Source organism: Vicinamibacterales bacterium, assembly GCA_035699745.1.
In the GTDB taxonomy this organism is placed as follows: domain Bacteria; phylum Acidobacteriota; class Vicinamibacteria; order Vicinamibacterales; family 2-12-FULL-66-21; genus JAICSD01.
In genome coordinates, this window is record DASSPH010000028.1 from 1 (window position 1) to 20579 (window position 20579).

At 70.0% G+C, this 20579-nt stretch carries 22 protein-coding genes; 18 read left to right on the forward strand and 4 right to left on the reverse strand.

All coding sequences use genetic code 11. From position 1 onward, the window contains the following. Positions 1–67: 67 nt before the first annotated feature. Genes ribD through VFK57_05020 form a run of 4 tightly spaced genes read left to right on the forward strand, consistent with a single transcriptional unit; the run spans position 68 to position 3387 of the window. Positions 68–1156, forward strand: a complete 1089-nt coding sequence (gene ribD, locus VFK57_05005; GenBank protein HET7695046.1) for a bifunctional diaminohydroxyphosphoribosylaminopyrimidine deaminase/5-amino-6-(5-phosphoribosylamino)uracil reductase RibD — start codon at positions 68–70, stop codon at positions 1154–1156. Next, positions 1137–1730, forward strand: coding sequence for a riboflavin synthase (locus tag VFK57_05010; protein ID HET7695047.1), 594 nt, complete (start codon positions 1137–1139; stop codon positions 1728–1730). Before ribD ends, VFK57_05010 begins: the two co-directional genes overlap by 20 nt. Then, positions 1727–2956 carry a bifunctional 3,4-dihydroxy-2-butanone-4-phosphate synthase/GTP cyclohydrolase II gene (locus tag VFK57_05015; GenBank protein HET7695048.1) on the forward strand — a complete coding sequence of 410 codons (1230 nt, stop codon included), beginning with the start codon at positions 1727–1729 and terminating at the stop codon, positions 2954–2956. Before VFK57_05010 ends, VFK57_05015 begins: the two co-directional genes overlap by 4 nt. Continuing rightward, positions 2956–3387 carry a DCC1-like thiol-disulfide oxidoreductase family protein gene (locus VFK57_05020; protein HET7695049.1) on the forward strand — a complete coding sequence of 144 codons (432 nt, stop codon included), beginning with the start codon at positions 2956–2958 and terminating at the stop codon, positions 3385–3387. The genes VFK57_05015 and VFK57_05020 overlap by 1 nt, the downstream gene beginning before the upstream one ends. Positions 3388–3408: 21 nt before the next feature. Here the strand turns inward: VFK57_05020 and VFK57_05025 are convergent, their stop codons facing one another. Further along, positions 3409–6048, reverse strand: a complete 2640-nt coding sequence (locus tag VFK57_05025; GenBank protein ID HET7695050.1) for a TonB-dependent receptor — start codon at positions 6046–6048, stop codon at positions 3409–3411. A 173-nt stretch (positions 6049–6221) separates the two neighbouring features. Here VFK57_05025 and ffh point away from each other — a divergent pair, with 173 nt between their 5' ends. The 11 genes from ffh (at position 6222) to VFK57_05080 (ending at position 14080) form a co-directional block, all read left to right on the forward strand. Beyond that, positions 6222–7583, forward strand: coding sequence for a signal recognition particle protein (ffh, locus tag VFK57_05030; protein HET7695051.1), 1362 nt, complete (start codon positions 6222–6224; stop codon positions 7581–7583). A 111-nt stretch (positions 7584–7694) separates the two neighbouring features. After that, positions 7695–7970 carry a 30S ribosomal protein S16 gene (rpsP, locus tag VFK57_05035; protein HET7695052.1) on the forward strand — a complete coding sequence of 92 codons (276 nt, stop codon included), beginning with the start codon at positions 7695–7697 and terminating at the stop codon, positions 7968–7970. Next, on the forward strand, positions 7967–8206 hold the full coding sequence (locus VFK57_05040; GenBank protein ID HET7695053.1) for a KH domain-containing protein: 240 nt from the start codon (positions 7967–7969) through the stop codon (positions 8204–8206). The genes rpsP and VFK57_05040 overlap by 4 nt, the downstream gene beginning before the upstream one ends. Beyond that, a complete protein-coding gene (gene rimM / locus VFK57_05045; GenBank protein ID HET7695054.1) occupies positions 8206–8757 on the forward strand; it encodes a ribosome maturation factor RimM in 552 nt (183 codons plus the stop codon). The genes VFK57_05040 and rimM overlap by 1 nt, the downstream gene beginning before the upstream one ends. After that, positions 8754–9446, forward strand: coding sequence for a tRNA (guanosine(37)-N1)-methyltransferase TrmD (gene trmD / locus VFK57_05050; protein ID HET7695055.1), 693 nt, complete (start codon positions 8754–8756; stop codon positions 9444–9446). Before rimM ends, trmD begins: the two co-directional genes overlap by 4 nt. 10 nt (positions 9447–9456) lie before the next feature. Further along, positions 9457–9810, forward strand: coding sequence for a 50S ribosomal protein L19 (gene rplS, locus VFK57_05055; GenBank protein ID HET7695056.1), 354 nt, complete (start codon positions 9457–9459; stop codon positions 9808–9810). Between the two features lie 99 nt (positions 9811–9909). Beyond that, positions 9910–10536 (forward strand): ribonuclease HII, encoded by a 627-nt coding sequence (locus VFK57_05060; GenBank protein HET7695057.1) that lies wholly within the window; start codon positions 9910–9912, stop codon positions 10534–10536. 6 nt (positions 10537–10542) lie between these two features. Continuing rightward, positions 10543–12459 carry a tetratricopeptide repeat protein gene (locus tag VFK57_05065; protein HET7695058.1) on the forward strand — a complete coding sequence of 639 codons (1917 nt, stop codon included), beginning with the start codon at positions 10543–10545 and terminating at the stop codon, positions 12457–12459. Between the two features lie 23 nt (positions 12460–12482). Further along, complete coding sequence (locus VFK57_05070) at positions 12483–12725, forward strand: hypothetical protein (protein HET7695059.1); 243 nt, start codon at positions 12483–12485, stop codon at positions 12723–12725. Further along, positions 12722–13291 (forward strand): thiamine phosphate synthase, encoded by a 570-nt coding sequence (locus VFK57_05075; protein ID HET7695060.1) that lies wholly within the window; start codon positions 12722–12724, stop codon positions 13289–13291. The genes VFK57_05070 and VFK57_05075 overlap by 4 nt, the downstream gene beginning before the upstream one ends. Before the next feature lie 9 nt (positions 13292–13300). Then, a complete protein-coding gene (locus VFK57_05080; GenBank protein HET7695061.1) occupies positions 13301–14080 on the forward strand; it encodes a hypothetical protein in 780 nt (259 codons plus the stop codon). Here the strand turns inward: VFK57_05080 and VFK57_05085 are convergent. From VFK57_05085 to VFK57_05095, 3 genes are read right to left on the reverse strand one after another with little or no spacing between them, the layout of a single operon-like run. Next, positions 14077–14265 carry a hypothetical protein gene (locus VFK57_05085; GenBank protein ID HET7695062.1) on the reverse strand — a complete coding sequence of 63 codons (189 nt, stop codon included), beginning with the start codon at positions 14263–14265 and terminating at the stop codon, positions 14077–14079. The genes VFK57_05080 and VFK57_05085 overlap by 4 nt on opposite strands. After that, positions 14262–16010, reverse strand: a complete 1749-nt coding sequence (gene polX, locus VFK57_05090) for a DNA polymerase/3'-5' exonuclease PolX (GenBank protein ID HET7695063.1) — start codon at positions 16008–16010, stop codon at positions 14262–14264. The genes VFK57_05085 and polX overlap by 4 nt, the downstream gene beginning before the upstream one ends. A gap of 26 nt (positions 16011–16036) precedes the next feature. Further along, positions 16037–17032: a hypothetical protein gene (locus VFK57_05095; protein ID HET7695064.1), complete on the reverse strand. Its 996-nt coding sequence runs from the start codon at positions 17030–17032 to the stop codon at positions 16037–16039. 36 nt (positions 17033–17068) lie between these two features. On the opposite strand from VFK57_05095, the gene nagZ reads away from it, so the two are divergent. The 3 genes from nagZ to mpl all read left to right on the forward strand — a co-directional run bounded on the left by nagZ (position 17069) and on the right by mpl (position 20579). Next, on the forward strand, positions 17069–18169 hold the full coding sequence (nagZ, locus tag VFK57_05100) for a beta-N-acetylhexosaminidase (protein HET7695065.1): 1101 nt from the start codon (positions 17069–17071) through the stop codon (positions 18167–18169). 4 nt (positions 18170–18173) lie between these two features. Continuing rightward, positions 18174–19100 carry an LD-carboxypeptidase gene (locus tag VFK57_05105; GenBank protein HET7695066.1) on the forward strand — a complete coding sequence of 309 codons (927 nt, stop codon included), beginning with the start codon at positions 18174–18176 and terminating at the stop codon, positions 19098–19100. 75 nt (positions 19101–19175) lie between these two features. Then, positions 19176–20579 (forward strand): UDP-N-acetylmuramate:L-alanyl-gamma-D-glutamyl-meso-diaminopimelate ligase, encoded by a 1404-nt coding sequence (gene mpl / locus VFK57_05110; GenBank protein HET7695067.1) that lies wholly within the window; start codon positions 19176–19178, stop codon positions 20577–20579.

Here is a 20579-nt window from a genome sequence, read left to right on the forward strand (position 1 = left end):
TCAATCCGTCGATCGCCAATCGCCACTCGCCAACCGTCGATCGCCACTCGCCAATCGGCCATCGCCAATGGATGATGCCCGCCTGATGCGCAAGGCTCTCGCGCTCGCGGAGCGCGGGCGCGGCGGCACCAGTCCGAATCCGATGGTCGGCGCGCTGGTGGTGTCGCCGGACGGCGTGATCGTCGGCCGCGGCGCGCACCGCGCGGCGGGCGGTCCGCACGCCGAGGTGGTCGCGCTCGACGACGCCGGCGGCCGGGCGCGCGGCGCCACGCTGTATTGCACGCTCGAGCCGTGCTCGCACACCGGCCGGACGGGGCCGTGCGCGCCGCTCGTCGCCCGCGCCGGGATCCGCCGTGCGGTGATCGCGATGCCGGACCCGAATCCGCGCGTGGACGGCGGCGGACTCCGCCACCTCCGCGAGAACGGGATCGAGACCGTCGTCGGCGTCGAGGCGGCCGCCGCGGCGCGGCAGAACGCGGTGTTCCTGACCAACATCCGGCACCGGCGAACCCACGTCACGTTGAAGGCGGCGGTCAGCGTCGACGGCCGGCTCGGCAGGCCGGGCGTGCGGACGCGGCTGACCGGCCCGGTCGCGAACCGGCGGATCCAGCGGCAGCGCGCCGAAGTTGACGCGATCGCCGTCGGCGCCGGGACCATCCTGGTCGACGATCCGCTGCTGACGGCGCGCGGCGCCTTCCGCGAGCGCCCGTTGACGAGGGTCATCTTCGATCGGCGGCTGCGCACGCCGCCCACCGCCCGGGTGCTCTCGACGCTCGAGGCCGGGCCGGTGATAATCGTAGGGAGCGAGGCTGCGGCGTCCGGCGGAGCGGCCGCCGATCTGACCGCGGCCGGCGCCCGCATCCTCGCGTTGAACGCCGGCGATCTCGGTACCGCGCTGCGCGCGCTCCTCGACGCGGGCATCGCCTCGCTCGTGCTCGAGGGGGGCGGAACCCTGCACCGCGCCGCGCTCGACGCGGGCGTGGTAGACGCCGTGCACGTGTACATCACCCCGCGGACGCTCGGCGAGGCCGGGGTCGCGTGGCTCGGCGAGGGGCGGATCGCGTGGGACGGCCTGCGCGACCGGCGGGCGACCTGGCTGGGGAACGATCTGCTGGTGGAAGGCGTGGTGGAGACGGATGTTCACGGGGATCGTTGAGCAGGCCGGCGAGGTCGCCGAGCTCAAGCCGATGTCGGCCGGGTTCCGGCTGCGCGTGCTGACGGACCTGGCGGCGTCGCTGACGCCGGGCGAGTCGCTCGCCGTCAACGGCGTGTGTCTGACGGTGGTGCTGGCCGGCGCTGACGGCGTGCACATGGACGTCTCGCCCGAGACCATCCGGGTGTCCACGTTCGGCTCGCTCAAGCTGGGCGCGCTCGTCAACCTCGAGCGCCCGCTGCGGGCCGACGCCCGCCTCGGCGGTCATTTCGTGCAGGGGCACGTCGATGCGACCGGCACCATCGAGGAGATCCGGCGTGACGGCGAGAGCTGGTGGATCACGGTGCGGTTCCCGCCGTCGCACGCCGCGCTGATCGTCCGCAAGGGTTCGATCGCGATGGACGGCATCAGCCTCACGGTCGCCGGCGTCGGCGACAAGCGGTTCGACGTGCAGGTCATCCCGTTCACCTGGCAGCATACGAACCTGCGCACGCTCAAGGCGAACGACGCCGTCAATCTCGAGTTCGATCTGATCGGCAAGTACGTGCTGCGCGCGATGGAAGTCAACCGGCGATGAAGAAGAGCACCCGAAAGCCCAACTCTCCGTTCTCGACCATCGAAGCGGCCATCGACGCGTTCCGCGCCGGGCGCATGATCATCGTGGTCGACGACGAGGATCGCGAGAACGAGGGGGATCTCACGATCGCCGCCGAGAAGGTGACGCCCGAGGTCATCAACTTCATGGCCAGGGAAGGGCGCGGCCTGATCTGCATGCCGATGACCGAGGAGCGGCTCGAGGAGCTCGACATCCCGCAGATGGTGCCGCAGAACACGGCGCGGTTCGAGACCGCGTTCTGCGTCTCGATCGAAGCCAAGTACGTCACCAGCACGGGCATTTCGGCCGCCGATCGCGCCGCCACGGTGCTGGCCGCCATCGACCCGAAGACGCGCCCGGCCGATCTGGCGCGCCCCGGCCACATGTTCCCGTTGAAAGCGGTGAACGGCGGGGTGCTCGTGCGCGCGGGGCAGACCGAGGCGGCGGTCGATCTGGCGCGCATCGCGGGACTGTATCCCGCCGGCGTCATCTGCGAGATCCTCAACGTCGACGGCACCATGGCGCGGGTGCCGGAGCTGACCAGGTTCGCGCGGCGGCACAAGCTGCCGATGATCACCATCGCCGACCTGATCAACTATCGCGTCAAGACCGAGGCGCTGGTGCGGCGCGTCGCCTCCGCCGCCCTGCCCACCGAGCACGGCGAATTCCGCGTGATCGCGTTCGAGAGCATCATCGACAAGGAGACCCACGTCGCGCTGGTCAAGGGAGAGATCGGCGACGGCGAGAACGTGATGGTCCGCGTCCACTCGCGCTGCCTCACCGGCGACGTCTTCCATTCGGCGCGCTGCGACTGCGGTCCCCAGCTCGACGCCGCGATGACCCGCATCGAGCGCGAGGGCCGGGGCGTGCTGCTGTATCTCAATCAGGAAGGGCGCGGCATCGGGCTCGCCAACAAGATCAAGGCCTACGAGCTGCAGGAGCAGGGGCTCGACACCGTCGAAGCCAACGAGCGGCTCGGCTTCAAGCCGGACCAGCGCGACTACGGCATCGGCGTGCAGATCCTCAAGGACCTCGGCGTCAAGTCGATGCGCCTGCTCTCCAACAATCCGCGCAAGCTGGTCGGGCTCGAAGGGTACGGCCTCTCGGTCGCCGAGTGGCTCCCGCTCGAGATCCCCGCCTCGGCGACGACGCTGCGCTACCTGAAGACCAAGAAAGAAAAGCTCGGGCACAAACTGCGCGGCGTGTGATGCGCGAGCCGGCGCAGCGAGCGAGCCGCGCGGAGGGCGACGCCCCTCGGATCCTGTTCGACGGCGTCTGCAACCTGTGCAACGCCTTCGTTCGGTTCGTCATCGCGCGGGATCCCGCCGCGCGCTTCCGCTTCGGCGCGCTCTCCTCGGACTCGGCCGCCCGCGTGCTCCGCGAGGCCGGCGTCACCGCGCCGCCCGACAGCCTCGTCCTCGTCGAGAACGGCGCGGTCTATTTCCGATCCGACGCGGCGCTGCGCATCGCGCGGCGCCTCACGCTGCCGTGGCGGCTGGCGTATGGACTGGTGGTGGTGCCGCGGTTCATCCGCGACGGCGTGTACGACTTCATCGCCGCGCGCCGCTACCACTGGTTCGGGCGCCGGGATGTCTGCATGGTCCCGACGCCCGAGCTGAAGCGACGATTCCTCGACTGAGAGGAGCCGCGGCGAAGCGGATCAAAACTGCAGGTTCAGCCCGAAGTCGATCTTCCGCATGTCGCGCACCGTCGTCGCGCGGCCGAAGAACGGCGACGTCATCGTTCCGCTGTACCCCAGGTAGTTCGCCCGGTTCAGCAGGTTGAACATGTTCATGAAGATCCCGAGGCGGTAGCGCGCCGCGCCGACGTCGAACGTGCGCACCTGGGCGGAATTGCCGCCGCCGAACACCCCGACGCCGGGCGGCTGCGGGGCGCTGCGGCCGAACGCGAACTGATAGCCGAGGAACGCGTTCATCGTCACCTGTCCACGCGCACGCAGGCTGTTGCGGACCGAGCCGGCGGGACGATCGTTGAACACGCCGTCGCCGTTGTCGTCGCGGCCGGTGAGGAGCGCGTAGGGGTCCGCGCTCGCGGCATTCAGGTTCACGCCCATCAGGACGTTTCTGATGACCTGATTGTTGAACGCCAGGTTGACCCGCTGGCGGATGTCGTTGCCGGCCGGCCCGCGTTCGAGCGCGAGGCTGCCGGTCGCGGGAATGGCGAAGGGACCGTCCGAGTTGTTCTCGAGCCTCGCCAGCGTGTAGTTGACGAACACCGTCGTCCGTTTCCAGCTGACCAGCGGTCCCTTGAACGCCGGGAGGAGCGCTCCCGGATTCAGGCTGCCGTCGACCTGCAGCTGGTGCTGCCACGACGACGCGTCCGATACGACCTCCACGATGTTGCGGAACGCGGGGTCGGGCCGGACGCCGTCGACCGGCGCGTTGAGATTGAGGCCGCGCGCGAGCCGCGCCCCGCGCTGATAGCTGTAGGTCCCGGAGACGCGCGCCGTCCCGATCTGCTGATCGACGCCGCCGCTGAAGCGGGTCGTGCGCGGCATGCGGTACTCGTCGCCGAGCAGGTAGCGGTTGATCGGCGGAATCAGGCCGACGCTGCCGGGATCCGGGAACGACGGATTGAGGATGTTGAGCTCCTGCTGCCGCAGCCCGTCGATGCGCAGCGCCTGCTCGTAGATGCCGTTGGCCAGCCAGTCGTAGAAGATGCCGGCGCTGCCGCGCAGCGTGGTCCGCCCGTTCTTGAAGGGGGCCCAGGTGAACCCGGCGCGCGGGCCGAGATTCAGCCGGTCCTTGACGTGCGTCTGCACCTCGTAGCGGACGCCCGCGCTGAGCGTCAGGTTCTTCACCGGCCGGAAATCGTCCTGCAGGTAGAAGGCCGCCTGGAACATGCGGTACGACAGGTTGGGATCGCCGATGCGCCGGGTGTAGTTGCTCGGCCGTCCGGCATTGAAGGCGTCGAGGTTGTCGAAGGTGTAGGTCCCGAGATAGTTCGACTGCGAGTCCGAACGGGTCCAGGCGGCGTCGAGCGCCATGCCGGCGCGCCACGAGTTGCGTCCGCGGACGTAGTCGAGATCCGACCCGACGTTGAGGCGGCGCGCGTGATCGCCGCCGGTGACCTGCGCGCCGCCGGACGTGAACGCGTCGTTGACGCGAACCGTCGGCGCATCCGACACGGACCGGGTCTCCGTGTCCGCCGCGAACACCTGCAGCCGCGAGCGCGAGAACATGCGGCGCCCGATCGGCCCGTAGTGCTGCACGCGGAAGTTGTGCTGCATGTTCTCGCTGGTGAATGCCCGCTCCCGCTGGTCGTAGCCGCCGACGCCGAGGTTCTCGTTGTAGAACCGCGTCAGGTTGTAGCCGAAGCGGAGCGTCTGATCGACGGTCAGCGCGTAGTCCATCTGGCCGTTGACGAACACGTTCTCGCTGGGCTTGCGCAGATTCAGGGCCTCGGACTGGATGCCGCCGCCCGGCAGGGCGACGTTCACGTTCGGCGTGTCGTAGGCGTCCTGCCCGAACACGTTGACGTTGAACGAGCTCTTGTCCTTGATCAGCGCGCCGCCGAGACCGAAGCCGTAGCCGACGTTGCCTTCAGGTCCCTTGACCGGCACGAACGGACTCCGCGCGCTGAGGCCGCCGCCGCGCATGCGGGTGTTCATGTTGTAGCGGATGGGGCCGAGACCCGGTTGCGTGATGATCTCGATCGACACGCCGCCGGCAGTGTGGAACTCCGCCGCGAACTGATCGCGCGAGATGCGGATCGATCGGATCTGCGCCTTGGCCGGCAGCGGGCTGCCGTCGAAGCCGTCGACGCGGATGACCGCGCCGGGCCCGGCCATCTCCTGGAGCTGCTGCTGCAGCGTCTGCGGATCGTCCGACAACTGCTCGATCTGCTCGCGCGTCAGCGTCGTGCCGAACGACATGCGCGGGTCCGCGGCCGCCTCCTGCTTGTCGCGCCCCACCGAGACCGTCTGTTCCAGCCTGGAGATCTGGAGGACCGCAACCTGCCGGTTCTCGCCCGGCCGGATCCGCACGTCCGGCAGGGTCCGCGTCTCGAAGCCGGGGAACTCCGCCTGCACCGTGTAGCGCCCGGGGGGCAGGTTGGGTATTGCCGCCACGCCCCCTTCGCCGCTCTTCACCGGCTCGACTTTCACGGCGCTGGTCGCCGGCTCCGCGCCGGTCACGCCGACCGTGGCGCCGATGACCACGGCGTTGCTCGGATCGACGACGGTGACGCGCAGCGTGCCTGCCGGTCCCGTCTGTGCGTATGCGGGCAGAGCGGCCAGCACAGCGGCGGCGAACAACGAAGCCACGTTTCCCTGGATCACGTCTCCTCCCGGGGAAGCCGAGGGTGAATGTTCCCCGGTGAGACGTTGGCGGGTTGCCGCCGGTTCACTTCTGGGACGAATGCCGGGGACGAGCGCCGGTCAGTTGACCATTCCGCGTACTTCCTCTACCATAAGGGTTTGCGCCTGAGACGCTGGGGCGCATCCGTGTGGCCATGTTCGAGTCCCTCTCCAACCGACTGCAGGACGTTTTCCGCAATATCCGCGGAGAGGGGCGGCTCACGGAGGAGACCGTCGAGCTGGCGCTCCGGGAAATCCGGATGGCGCTGCTCGAGGCCGACGTCAACTTCAAGGTCGTCAAGGCGTTCATCGACCGCGTGCGCGATCGCGCGGTGGATCGGGAGGTCCTGCGCAGCCTGACGCCGGACCAGCAGGTCGTGCGGATCGTCCGCGACGAGATGCTGGCGCTGTTCGGCGACGCGAAGGGCGGGCTTCCGCCGTCCGACGCCCGGCCGCGCGTGATCATGCTGCTCGGCCTGCAGGGGTCGGGCAAGACGACGACGTCCGCGAAGCTCGGACGCTGGCTGGCCAGGCAGGGGCGGCATCCGCTGCTGGTCTCGACGGACGTGCGGCGGCCGGCGGCGATCCAGCAGCTGTCGGTGGTCGGCAAACAGGCCGGCGTGCGCGTGCACGATCCGGCAGGGGAGATGGATCCGGTGAAGCGCGCCGCGGGCGCGCTGGCCGAAGCCAGGAACGGCGGCTTCGACGTCGTCATCGTCGATACCGCCGGCCGGCTGCACATCGACGACGACCTGATGGACGAGCTGCAGGCGATCAAGGCCGCGGTCTCGCCGGTCGATCAGCTGTTCGTCGCCGACGCGATGACCGGGCAGGACGCGATCAAGAGCGCCGGCGAGTTCAACCGGCGGATCGGCGTCACCGGCGTCGTGCTGAGCAAGATGGACGGCGACGCGCGCGGCGGCGCGGCGCTGTCGGTGGTGTCGGTCGTCGGCGTGCCGATCGCGTTCGTCGGCAGCGGCGAGCGGCTGCAGGATCTGGAGCCGTTCCACGCCGATCGCGTGGTGTCGCGCGTGCTCGGCATGGGCGACGTGCTGTCGCTCATCGAGAAGGCGGAAGAAGCCGTCTCGATGGAAGACGCGGCGAAGCTCGAGGAGAAGATCCGGCGCGACGACTTCACGCTGGAGGACTTCCGCGATCAGCTGCGCACCATCCGCAAGATGGGGCCGCTCGAGCAGATCCTGGGGATGATCCCGGGAATCGGCGGCGCGATGAAGGAGCTGAAGGCGCAGAAGGAGCAGGTCGACGAGAAGCAGCTGCGGCGCGTCGAGGCGATCATCAACTCGATGACCGACAAGGAGCGGCGCAACCATCAGCTGATCAACGGCCAGCGGCGCAAGCGGATCGCCAGGGGCTCGGGCACGTCGGTCGAAGAGGTGAACCGGCTGTTGAAGCAGTTCATCCAGATGAAGAAGATGCTCAAGGCGATGGGCGGTATGGCGGGCCTCGGCAAGGGCAAGCGGCCCAATCTCGGGGCCTTGAAGGGGTTGATGCGGTAGCAGTGCGCAGTGCGCAGTGCGCAGTGCGGAGTGCGCAGTGCGGAGTGCGCGGTGCGGAGTGCGCAGTGCGCAGTGCGCTGACAGGTAGGCAGTAGCAGGCAAAGAGGGCGAATGGTAGTCATCAGATTGCGTCGGGCGGGGTCGAAGAAGCGGCCGTTCTTTCGGGTAGTCGTCACCGATTCGCGCGCGGCGCGCGACAGCTCGTTCGTCGAGGTGCTCGGGCACTACAACCCGCGCACCAAGCCGGAGACGCTGCAGCTCGATCGCGAGCGCGTCGATCACTGGATGAAGCGCGGGGCGATCGCGTCCGACACGGTTCGCACGCTGATCGCGCGCAATCCGGCGCCGGCCGTCGAGCCTGCGGCCGCCGCGCCGGCCGCCTCGTGAGCCGCGCCGGGGCCGTCGTCGAAGCGGTCGCCAAGGGGCTGGCCGACAAGCCGGACGCGGTTCGCGTGACCGAGCGCGAGGCCCGCGGCCAGGTGTTCGTCGAGCTGACGATGGCGCCCGGCGACATGGGACGGGTCATCGGCCGGCAGGGACGGACGGCGCAGGCGGTGCGGACGCTGGCGGCGTTTGCCGGCGAGCTCGACGGCGCGCGGATCAGCGTCGACTTCCGGGACTGATGTCATCGGGTGATCGGCCCGATCGCCCGATGGGCGGATCGCCCGATCTGCTGCTGATCGGGCGCGTCGCTCGCGCCCACGGGAACAAGGGGCAGGTCATCGTCAACCCGGAGACCGACTTCGCCGGTGAGCGGTTCGCCGAGGGCAACGTGCTCATCGTCGAGCACGCGGGACGGCAGTCGGAACGGCGGATCGCGTCGGTCCGGTTCCAGCAGGGGCGGCCGATCATCGCGCTGGACGGCGTCGACACGATGAACGATGCCGAGGCGCTCGCCGGCGCGGAGTTGAAGATGCCGGCGTCGGCGCTGCCGCCGCTGCCGCCGCGGACGTTTTACCGGCATGACCTCGTCGGCTGCGAGGTCCGGACGAAGGACGGGCGGACGGTCGGGACGGTGACCGGGATCGAGGGCACGCTCGAGCGGAGCCTGCTGGTGATCGCGCGTCAGGGGGGCGACGTGATGGTGCCGATGGTGGACGCCATCTGCCTCTCGGTCGACCCGGCAGGGAAGACGATCGTGATCGATCCGCCCGAGGGACTGCTGGAGTTGTGAGAATCGACGTCGTCACCATCTTTCCGAAGATGGTGGAAGGCCCGCTCGCGGAGGGGATCGTTGCGCGGGCCGTCGCCCGCGGGATGATCGACGTCCGGGTGCACGACTTGCGCGACTTCACGACGGACCGGCATCGCGTCGTCGACGACATGCCGTTCGGCGGCGGGCCGGGGATGGTGCTGAAGCCGGAGCCGCTGTTTGCCGCCGTCGAGGCGATCGCCGCGGAGCGGGGAACGCCGTCGAGCGTGATCCTGACCTCGCCGGACGGCGAGCGGCTGACGCACGGCGTCGCGAAACGATTGAGCGCGCTGGATCACCTGGTGATCCTGTGCGGCCGGTACGAGGGGGTGGACGAACGGGTCCGCGAGCACCTCGCGACCGAGACGATTTCGATCGGCGATTACGTGCTGTCGGGAGGCGAGCTTCCGGCGCTGGTGATCGTCGACGCGGTGGCGCGGCTGGTGCCGGGGGTGGTGGGCGACGAGGCGTCGGTCAGCGGCGATACGTTCGCGCGCGACGGGCTGCTCGACTTTCCGCAGTACACGCGCCCCGCGGACTTCCGCGGACTGAAGGTGCCGCCGGTGCTGCTGTCGGGCCATCACGCTGAAATCGAGCGCTGGCGGCGCGAACAGGCCCTGGAACGGACGCGCCGGCATCGACCGGATTTGTTGGACACGACGAAGGAATAGGAGCGAGATCATGAATGCCGTTGAGACCGTCGAACGCGGGCAGCTTGCACAGCGTCCGGCGATCAAGCCCGGAGACACCGTGAAAGTCCACGTCAAGGTGCGCGAGGGGGACAAGGAGCGCATCCAGGTGTTCGAAGGCATGGTGATCGGCATGCACCGCGGCGGCGCGCGCGCGACGTTCACGGTGCGCAAGGTGTCGTTCGGCCAGGGCGTCGAGCGCATCTTCCCGCTGCACTCGCCCGTCATCGACAAGATCGAAGTGCTCCGCACCGCCAAGGTCCGCCGCGCCAAGCTGTACTTCCTGCGCGACCTGAAGGGCAAGGCGGCGCGCATGAAAGAGACCGGCAAGAAACAAGCGGTGTAGATTTGGAAATTTGGGAATTTGGGAATTTGGAAATTTACTAATCGGGAAATTTGGTAATTTGGTCCAGATTTCCAAATTTCCAAATTTCCAAATTCCCACATGAAAGTGCGCGCCTTCCGGACCCTCGAGAACGCGCTCCGGCGCATGGGGTTCGTGTACGTCGCGGGCGCGGACGAGGTCGGCCGGGGCTGCCTGGCCGGGCCGGTCGTCGCCGCCGCCGTCGTCCTCAATCCCGATCGCTACATTCCCCGCATCTGCGACTCGAAGACCGTGACCGCGCTCGAACGCGAGCGGCTGTACCGGAGGATCACGCGCGAGGCGATCTGCTGGGCGGTGGTCGGCGTCGAGCCCGACGAGATCGATCGCATCAACATCCACCAGGCGGGACTGCGGGCGATGCAGCGCGCGGTGCTGCAGCTTGCGCCCTGCCCGGACATCGTCCTGGTGGACGGCGGCAAGGCGTTCCGCATCCCCGAACTGCCGATGGCGCAGCGGTGCGTGGTCCACGGCGACGCCCGCTGCACCGCCATCGCCGCCGCCTCGATCGTCGCCAAGGTGACGCGCGACCGCGCGATGCTCGAGCTGCACGGCCGCGATCCGCGCTACGGATTCGACAAGCACAAGGGGTACGCCACCCGGGACCACCTCGACGCGGTGTCGCGCTTCGGCTATTCGGACGCCCACCGGCGATCGTTCCGGCCGCCGACCCTGTTTGATAGGATCTGAGCTCCCTTGGCCAGCGACCGCGCCGAATCCGTCAAGAAAGCCGAGAAGCTGCTTCGGCAGGGCAAGCTCGATCTCGCCATCGCCGAGTACGTGCGGATGGTCGACGAGCAGCCGCGCGACTGGAACCTGCGCAACACGCTCGGCGATCTCTACGTCCGCGCCAGTCAGCTCGACAAGGCGGTCGCGCAGTACCTGCAGATCGCCGATCACCTTTTCAACGAGGGCTTCTTCTCCAAGGCGGCGGCGCTCTACAAGAAGATCCTGAAGATCAAGCCGGACGAGGAATCGGTGCTGCTGCACCTCGCCGAGATCTCGGCGAAGCAGGGGCTGCTGGCCGACGCCAAGGGCTACTTCGTCACCGTCGCCGGCAGGCGCAAGGCGCGCGGCGATCGCGCCGGCGCCGACGAAATCACCGTCCGCCTCGGGTCGCTGGATCCCGCCGACTTCGACGCCCGCGCCCTGGCGGCCAGCACCCTCGAGCAGAACGGGGACCTGCCGGGCGCCGCGGCGCTGTATCGCGCGATGCACGCCGACCTCGTGGAGAAGAACCGCCGTGACGAGGCGACGCAGGCGCTCCGCGAAGCGGTGCGGCTGAATCCGGACGATGTCGCCGGGCGTGCCGAGCTGGTCCGCGCCGCGATCGCGGCGAACGACCGCGAGGCCGCCGCGCGCTATCTGGATCGCCGGATCGCCGCCGACGACCCATCGCTGCTGCTGCCGCTGCTCGAGAGCGAACTGCGCGCGGGCAGGCTCGACGAGGGGCGCGAGATCCTGCAGCGGCTGCTGCAGATCGATCGCGCGGGGAGCGGACGGATCGTCGAAACGGCGTGGAACCTCGGTCCGGTGTCGCCGGACGCGTCGTACGTCTGCGTCGACGCCGTGGTGGAGGCGGAGATCGCGGCCGGCAACTTCATGGATGCCGCGGCGATCCTCCAGGAATTCGTCACGCGCGTACCCGGCCAGATCGCGGCGCTGTTGAAGCTGGTCGAGATCGCCGTCGACGGCGGCCTCGAAGCGATCATGTACGAGGCGCAGGCCCACCTCGCGGACGCCTATCTCGAGCGCGGGCAGGGTTCCGAGGCGCGCGTAATCGCCGAGGACCTGGTGGCGCGCGAACCGTGGGAGGGGGCGCATATCGATCGCTTCCGCCGCGCGCTCGTCCTGCTGCAGGTCGCGGATCCCGACACGGTGATCGCGGATCGCCTGAGCGGCCAGGGACCGTTCATCGCCACCGACCCATTCATGGCCTCGGAGTCGTTCACGGACGACCTGCCGCTGCCGCCGATTGCCGCCCCCGCGCCGACGACGCCGGCGGCGGAGCCGGCTGCCGCAGAGGTCCCCGAACCGGATACGTCCGTGCCGCCGCCCGACCCCGAACCCGAGGCGCCGGCGGCCGCCCGTCCCTCGCCGCCCGACGTCGATCTCACCGACATGCTCTCGGAGCTTGGCACCCAGCGGGCCGCGGCGCCGCCGCTCCCGTCATCGCAGAATCTCGAGGCCGTGTTCAAGGACATCCGCAGCGCGGTGGCGAAGCAGGCGGTCTCCAGCGACGCCGCGGAGTACCTGAGCCTCGGCAAGGCATACGTCGAAATGGGGATGGCCAAGGAGGCGATCAGCGCGCTGCGGGCGGCGGCGCGGGCGCCGATGCTGCGGTTCGAGGCGGCCTCGACGCTCGGGCGCGTGTATCTGAAGCAGGGGGACGTGCCGCACGCGATCGAATGGCTCGAGCGCGCCGCCGAGGCGCCGGCGCCGGACCCCTCGGAAGCCTGCGAGCTGCTCTACGAGCTGGGCTCGATCCTCGAAGACGCGGGCGAGACCTCGCGCGCGCTGGCGGTGTTCCTCGAACTGCAGGCTGACGCCCCCGGCTTTCGGGACGTGGCGGCGCGCGCCGAGCGGCTGGCCCGCGTGCAGGCCGGGAGCTGATCATCCGCACTCTCAGCCGGCTGTTGTTCGCCGCATACTTCCTCGAGGCGGGATTCATCCTCACCGTGGCGCCCTGGTCGGCGGTGTGGGAGCGCAACCGCTTCGTCGAGCAGCGCCCGCGCCTCGAACAGCTGCTGCAGAGTCCGTACGCCCGCGGCGGCGTCACCGGCGTCGGCGTCATCACCGCACTCGCCGGGCTCGCCGAGATTGGGTCGATCTTCGCCTCGCGCGCCCGGCGCGGCGGCGACACCACTCCGCCGGCGTGAGCCTGCTCTCGCATTTCGTCACCGACCGCCGGCGCTTCGGACTGAGCGTCGACGCGCTGATCGAGCGCGCCGCCCGCGCCGCGCGGGACGGGGTCGCCGTGATCCAAGTGCGCGAGCGGGATCTGGCGGATCGCGAGCTTGCCGCGCTCGTGCGCCGGGTCGTCGGCGCGGTCGGTCCGGCCACGCTGGTCCTCGTCAACGATCGACCCGACGTCGCGCTCGCCGCCGGCGCGCACGGCGTCCACCTGCGCGCCGACTCGATGCCGGGACGGCGCGTTCGCGCGATGACGCCGCCCGGGTTCGTCGTCGGCCGATCGGTGCACGACCTCGCCGAAGCGGCTGCCGCGGAGGCGGAAGGCGGGTACGACTACCTGCTGTTCGGGACCGTCTTCGCGTCGGCGGGGAAGCCTCCCGGGCACCGGATCGCCGGGCTGGAGGCGCTGCGCGAGGTCTGCCGCCGGTCGTCCGTCCCCGTCATCGCGATCGGCGGGATCGACCGGTCGCGCATCGCGCTGGTCGAGCAGGCCGGAGCCGCCGGCTTTGCCGCAGTCGGCATGTTCATGTAGAGAGAGGCCATGGATCCCGGTTACCGATCACCGTTGCTCGATTTCTTCCGCCGCGGCGAGGTTGCGCATGACGTGCGGCTGCTGGCGGCGCAAGGCGCGCTGGCGCCTCGCGCCCAGGAACAGCTCGCGCTCCTGGTGCTGCTCGCCGACGACGCCGACCCGGAGGTGGCCAGGGCGACGGCGCGGACGCTCGACCTGCTGCCGGCCGATGCCGTGCGCCAGTTTCTCTGCCGCGCCGACGCGACGCCGGAAATGCGTCAGTTCTTCGCCGCGCGCGGGATCGAGGTCGCGCCGGAGGAGATCACGTCGGCGCCCGTCGAAGCGGACGGCGCGCTGCTCGAGGCCCCGACCGATCTGCCGCAGGTCGCCGAGAACGCGGCCGATCCCGAACGGAAGGACATCAGCTCGCTGACGGTGCTCGAGCGGATGAAGCTGGCGATGAAGGGCACGCGCGAGCAGCGCGCGGTGCTGGTGCGCGACTCGAACAAGCTCGTCGCCGCGGCGGTGCTGAGCAGCCCCAAGGTCAACGAGGCGGAGATCGAGACCTTCACCAAGATGGGGAACGTCTCGGAGGACGTGCTGCGGATCATCGGGCAGAACCGCTCCTGGACCAAGAACTACGCCGTCATCCTCGGGCTGTGCCGTCATCCGAAGACGCCGCCGGCCATCGCCATGTCGTTCGTGCAGCGGCTGAACGAGAGGGACCTCAAGGCGCTGACCACCGATCGCAACGCCAAGGAAGGGTTGCGGCTGCTCGCGAAGAAGATGCTGACCAAGGGCAAGATCTAGCGGCGCTTCTTCCATTCCTTGCGCAGCTCGTTGAGCCCTTCCATGTAGACCGCGGCCTTGCTCCGCGCCTCGTCGTCCTTCAGCGTCTTGAGGATGTCGATGGCGCGCTCGAGGTCGCGCTGGATCGTCTGCGGGGTGGCCGCGAAATACATCCTGCGGATGGCGTCAATCGGATCGCCGCTCATCGCCCTCGCCTCAGGCTGCCTCGCAGGTCGTCGGCCGGCCGCGTGTTCAGCACGTCCGCCGGCGTGATCCAGGCGCGCCGCGCCACGGTCACCGCCCAGCGCAGGCCGCCGAGCGCCGTCGTGCTGTGGGCGTCGGTGCTGACCACGAGCTTCACGCCGGCCTCCCGCGCCTGCCGCGCGTGCACGTCGTCCAGGTCGAGCCGATCGATCTGCCCGTTGATCTCCATCGCCACGCCCGCCGCCGCCGCGGCCGCGATCACGCGGGTCATGTCGGCTTTGTGCGGCTCGCGCTTCAAGATAATCCGGCCGGTCGGGTGGCCGAGCACGTCCACCCAGGGGCAGGCAATCGCCCGCAGCAGGCGGTCGGTCATCGCGGCGCCGTCCTGATTGAAGCCCGAGTGGATCGAGGCGATGACGATGTCGAGCTGCGCCAGGCAGTCGTCGGCGAGATCCATGCTGCCGTCGGCGCGGATGTCGCACTCGATGCCGGCCAGCAGCGTGAAGCCGTCGAGGCGCGCGTTGACCTCGCGAATCGCGCGCGCGTGCTCGAGGGCGCGCCGCTCGTCGAGCCCGTTGGCCATGGCGAGCGACTGGCTGTGATCGGTGATGGCGAGGTAGCGGAGTCCCGCCGCCTGCGCGGCGCGCGCCATCGCCTCGATGGTGTCGCGCCCGTCGGTCGCCGTCGTATGCGCGTGGAGGTCTCCCTGCAGGTCTTCGAGCTGCAGCAGGCGGGGAAGGCTGCCGTTCGCGGCCGCCTCGATCTCGCCGCGGTTCTCGCGCAGCTCCGGCGGCACCCAGGCGAGGCCGAGGGCGGCGTAGATCCCGGCCTCGTCCTCTCCCGCGATCCTGGCGTTGTCCTCGACGCGATACAGCCCGTACTCGTTCAGTTTGTATCCGCGCTGGATTGCGCGATCGCGGAGCGCGATGTTGTGCGCTTTCGATCCGGTGAAGTATTGCAGCGCGGCGCCGAGGCTGTCGTCCGGGACCAGCCGCAGGTCCGCCTGGAAGCCGCCCCACAACCGGACGCTCGACTTCGTGTCGCCGTGGGCCAGCACGCGCTCGACCTGCCGGTACTCGGTGAAGGCGTCCATCAGCGGCGGGGTCGCGCCGTCCGCCGCCGTCTCGATGGCCGAGCGGGGCACCGCGGCCAGGATGTCGATGTCGCCGCAGGTCTCGCAGCCGCGGCGCAGGCTGCCGACGGGGACGATCGCCGCGTCCGGCGTGTGCGCGCGGAGCGCCGACACCAGGGCGGCGGCGGTGTCGTGCGCTTCGACCATCAGCCGGCGGCCCGAGAACCGGCGCCGCTCTTCGAGCGCCTCGAGGATGAGCGCTTCTTTCTTCGCGCCCATTCCCTTCAAGCCGCGGATCCGGCCGTCCCGCGCCGCGCGCTCGAGGTCCTCGAGCGTGCGCACGCCGAGATCGCCGTAGAGCCGCGCCACGGTCTTGGGCCCCACGCCCTGCAGGTGCAGCAGGTCCAGCACGGTCGGCGGGAATTCCTGCAGCAGCTCCTGGTGGTATCTGATCGCGCCGGTGTCGACGAGCTCGCCGATCTTCGCGGCCAGGTCCCTGCCGACGCCCGGCAGTGCCAGCCGCTCGGCCGCGGTCATGCCGGCGACCCGCCCCGGCTCGTGCACGATCGTGTCCGCGGCGTTGCGGTACGCGCGGATCTTGAACGGGTTCTCCCCTTTGATCTCGAGCAGGTCGCCGATCTCCGTCAGCACGCGGGCGATGGCGAGATTGTCCATGACTCAGTCCGCCCCGCCGCCCGCGATCAGCGCTCTTCGAGCATCAGTCCGCGCGCTTCGATGGTGAAGTCGAGCAGGCGCGCGCCGGTGTCGTGCAGCGCCTTGCGGATCGCCGGCATCTTCTCGGGCTCGCCGAAGCAGAAGAGGCAGCCGCCGCCGCCGGCGCCGCAGACCTTGCCGCTCAGCGCGCCCGCCTGCCGCGCTGCCGCCAGCATGGCGTCGACTTCCGGCGTCGTCACGCCGGGGGCGAGCTGCTTGCGGTTGTCCCACTCGGCCGCGATCTGCCGCCCGACCTCGGTCCAGTCGCGCCGCTCCAGCGCCGTCCGCATCGCCGCCGCGATGTCCCGGATCCGCGCGAAGCTGCGGCGCACCTTGCTGTCGCCGTCGATGTGCCGCTTGGTGACGTCCCAGTTGTTGATGCCCGAGTTGCGCGAGGCGTTGGTATAGGCGAGCGCCAGCCGCGATTGCAGTTCCGCGGGCTGCACGTCGATCGCCACGCGGCGGATGCCGCTGACGCCCAGCTCGACCGCCGAAATGCCGCCGTAGAACGCCGGCCGATAATCCTGCACGCCCGTCGGGACGTCGATCGCCTGCGCCTCGACGTTCATGGCGATCTGGAAGATCTCGTCGGGGGTGCGATGGCCGCCGCTCCAGACGTTCAGCGCGCCGCACACCGCGATGTTCAGCGCCGACGACCCGGCAATGCCGGCGCCGACGGGGGAGTCCGATCGCGTCGTCATCTCCAGCCCTTCGGCGCGGAAATGGTGCAGCAGTTTGCCGAGCAGCTTCAGGTCGTGGCTGTCGCGCAGCTGCGACCAGTGCTCCACCTCGACGCGCTGCTGCGAGTCTTCCGAGACGATGACGATGCGGCGATCGCTGCGGGACCGGAGATCGCAGCTCGCCCGCAGGCTGATCGCGGCGTTGAGCGTCTGCGCCCCGTCGTGAAACAGGTACAGCGGCCAGATGTCGAGCGTGCCGCCGGCCAGATCGATGCGCGTGGGTGCCGAAGCGTGGATGTGCACCGGCGAAATCATACATTGGTGCGATATGATCGCGGCGTGTCGCTCCGCGAATTGCGCCGTCATGTCGGCCAGCTGGCGATCGTCGGCTTCAACGGCCTGGACCTGCCGGCGGAGGTCCGCTCGCTGGCCCGCGAGTTCGATCTCGGCGGCGTCATCTTCTTCGCCCGCAACGTCGAGGCGCCCGAGCAGGTCGCCGATCTGTCGCGCCAGTCGCAGGCGCTGGCGGCGGAGATTCCCCTCTGGGTCAGCGTCGATCAGGAGGGCGGCCGGGTCGCGCGGCTGAAGCGGCCGTTCACCGAATGGCCGCCGATGATCACGCTCGGCCGCGCCGGCCCTGAAGCCGAACGCCTGGCCGAGCGGTTCGCACGCGCCCTCGCGCGCGAGCTGCACGCGGTCGGCATCTCCCTGGACTACACGCCGGTGCTCGACGTGTTGACCAATCCGAAGAATCCGGTGATTGGCGACCGCGCGCTGGCGGAGCGGGCGGAAGACGTCGCGCGCCTCGGCTCCGCGATCGTCCGCACGCTGCAGGCCGAAGGGATCGCCGCCTGCGGCAAGCACTTCCCCGGCCACGGCGACACCTCGACGGATTCGCACCTCGAGCTGCCGCTCCTCGATCATCCGCCGGACCGGCTCGAGGCGATCGAGCTGGTGCCGTTCAAGGCGGCGATCGCCGCCGACGTCGCCGCCATCATGACGGCGCACATCCTCATCCCGTCGCTCGACGAGGAGCGTCCCGGCACGCTGTCGCCGGCGATCGTCGGCGGGCTGCTGCGCGGCACGCTCGGGTTCGGCGGGCTGGTGCTGAGCGATGACCTCGAGATGAAAGCGATCAGCGGCCGCTACGGCCACAGCGAGGCCACGGTGATGGCGATCGCCGCCGGCTGCGATGCGGTGCTCATGTGCGCCCCCGACCCGGCGTCACAGGCAGCGGCGCTGGAAGCGATCATCTACGCCGTCGAGCAGGGGGCGCTGCCGCTGAAGCGCGTCGAGGACGCCATGACGCGCCACCGCCGGGTGAAGGAGCGCTTCCTCGCCGCCCCGCGCCGCCAGCCCGCCAGCGGCGCCGCGCTCCGCGCCATTCTCGGCCGCGACGAGCACCAGGCGGTCGCCGCCGAAATGGCGAGGTTCGCCTAGCCGCATGCTGAAGCCGCGCGCGCTGCGGCCCGGCGACCGCATCGCCCTCGTCGCACCGGCGAGCTCGTTCGCGCGCGCGGAGTTCGACGCCGGCGTCGAGGAGCTGCGCCGCCTCGGGTACGAGCCCAGCTTCGACGAGTCGGTGTTCGCGCGCGCCCGGTACACCGCGGGAGACGCGGCGCTGCGCGCGGCCGCCTTCCGGCGGGCGTGGGAGGACGCCGGCGTCGCCGCCCTGATCGCCGTGCGCGGCGGCTATGGCAGCGTGCAGCTCCTCCCGCTGCTCGATGCCGCGGCGCTGCGCCGCCGGCCGAAAGCGTTCATCGGCTACAGCGACAACACCTCGCTGCTCGTGTGGCTGACCCAGGCGTGCGGCGTCACCGCGTTTCACGGTCCGATGCTGGAAGGGCGGCTCGCGAAGGGGGAATCCGGCTACGATCGCGATTCCTTCACGCGCGTGCTCACCCGCGCGGCGCCGGCGGGCGAGATCGCGCACCCCCAGCTCGAAACGCTGCGCGCCGGAGAGGCCGCCGGACCGTTGGTCGGGGGCACACTCAGCAACCTGTTGGCGTCGCTCGCGACGCCATACGCGTTCGATCCGCCTCAGGGCCACATTCTCTTCATCGACGAAGTGGGCGAGCGCCCCTACCGCATCGACCGCATGCTGACGCAGTTGCGCCTGTCCGGGATTCTGGCGCGCGCGTCGGCGGTGGTGTTCGGCGAGCTGCCGCGCTGTGACGAGCCGGCGCCCGCCGGTCCGGCGATCAAGGCGGTCGTCGCGGACCTGCTCGACGGATTTCCCGGCCCGGTGCTGTTCGGACTGCCGTCGGGGCATACCAACGGCGCCTGCATCACGCTGCCGTTCGGCGTGCGCGCCCGCGTGGTGTCCGCGCCGTCTCCGGCGCTGGTCATCGAGGAGGCGGCCGTTGCCTGACCGCCGGACGGGCTGGGGCGGACACGCCAGTCGGCCGTCGTCGCGCCGCAGGCACCGCCCCGCCCCCGAGGAGCTATGAAAAGGATCCACCTGATCGGCGTGTGCGGGACCGCGATGGCGACGCTCGCCGCGATGCTGAAGACCCGAGGCTTCGACGTGCGCGGATCGGACCAGAACGTCTACCCGCCGATGAGCGATTTCCTCGCGGAGCAGAAGATCACGACGCTCCAGGGCTACGACCCGGCGCACATCAGCGGCGACCTGGACCTGGTCATCGTCGGCAACGCGATCTCGCGCGGCAATCCGGAACTGGAGGAGGTCCTCGACCGCAAGATCCGCTATTGCTCGCTGCCCGAGGCGATCCGCGATCACTTTCTCTGGGGGGCGCGCTCGGTGGTCATCGCCGGCACGCACGGCAAGACGACGACCACGTCGCTGACCGGCTGGCTGCTGACCCACGGCGGCGCGGATCCGAGCGTCCTGATCGGCGGCATCGCGGACAACTTCGGCGGCAGCTATCGCGTCGGCGGCGGGCGCGACTTCGTGATCGAAGGGGACGAGTACGACAGCGCCTTCTTCGACAAGACCGCCAAGTTCCTGAAGTACCTGCCCGACATCGCCGTCGTCAACAATCTGGAATACGACCACGCCGACATCTATCCCGACCTGGAGTCGATCCGCCTGGCGTTCCGGCGCTTCGTGAACCTCATCCCGCGGCGCGGGCTGCTGCTCGCCGGCGCGGACGACGAAGAGGCGCTGGCGCTGACGAAGAACGCGCGCTGCCGCGTCGAGACGTTCGGCCTGTCGGATCGCGCGGACTGGCAGGCGCACGACCTGCGCGTGCTCGAGGGGGGGACGGCGTTCAGCGTCCGGCGGCGCGGCGAGCCGGCGGGCACCTTCGAGGTCGCGCTGCTCGGCGCCTACAACGTCCGCAACGCGCTTGCCGCGATGGCGGTGGGCGCGGCGGTCGGCCTGAGCACGGACACCATGGCGGCGGGGCTGCGGGCGTTCAAAGGGGTGCGCCGGCGCATGCAGCTGCGCGGCAGCGCGGGCGGTGTCGCCGTCTACGACGACTTCGCGCACCACCCGACGGCGATCGCGGAAACGCTCGCCGGCGTCCGCTCCGCCTATCCGGATCGGCGCATCTGGGCCATCTTCGAGCCCCGCTCCGCGACCTCGTGCCGCAAGGTCTTCCAGTCCGAGTTCGCGCGCGCCTTCGAGCGCGCCGATCGGATCCTGCTGCCGCCGATCTTTCGCTCCACGCTGCCCGACGAACAGCGGCTGTCGGTGGAGCAGCTGGTCGGCGAGCTGAAAGAGGCGGGGAAGGACGCGCGGCATCTTCCCGGCGTGCAGGAGATCGTCGACGTCGTGTCGCGCGAGGCGCGTCAAGGGGATCTCGTCGTCGTGATGTCGAACGGCGGGTTCGACAACATCCATCAGCGCCTGCTGGACGCGCTCCAGGCGCACGCCGCGCGCTGA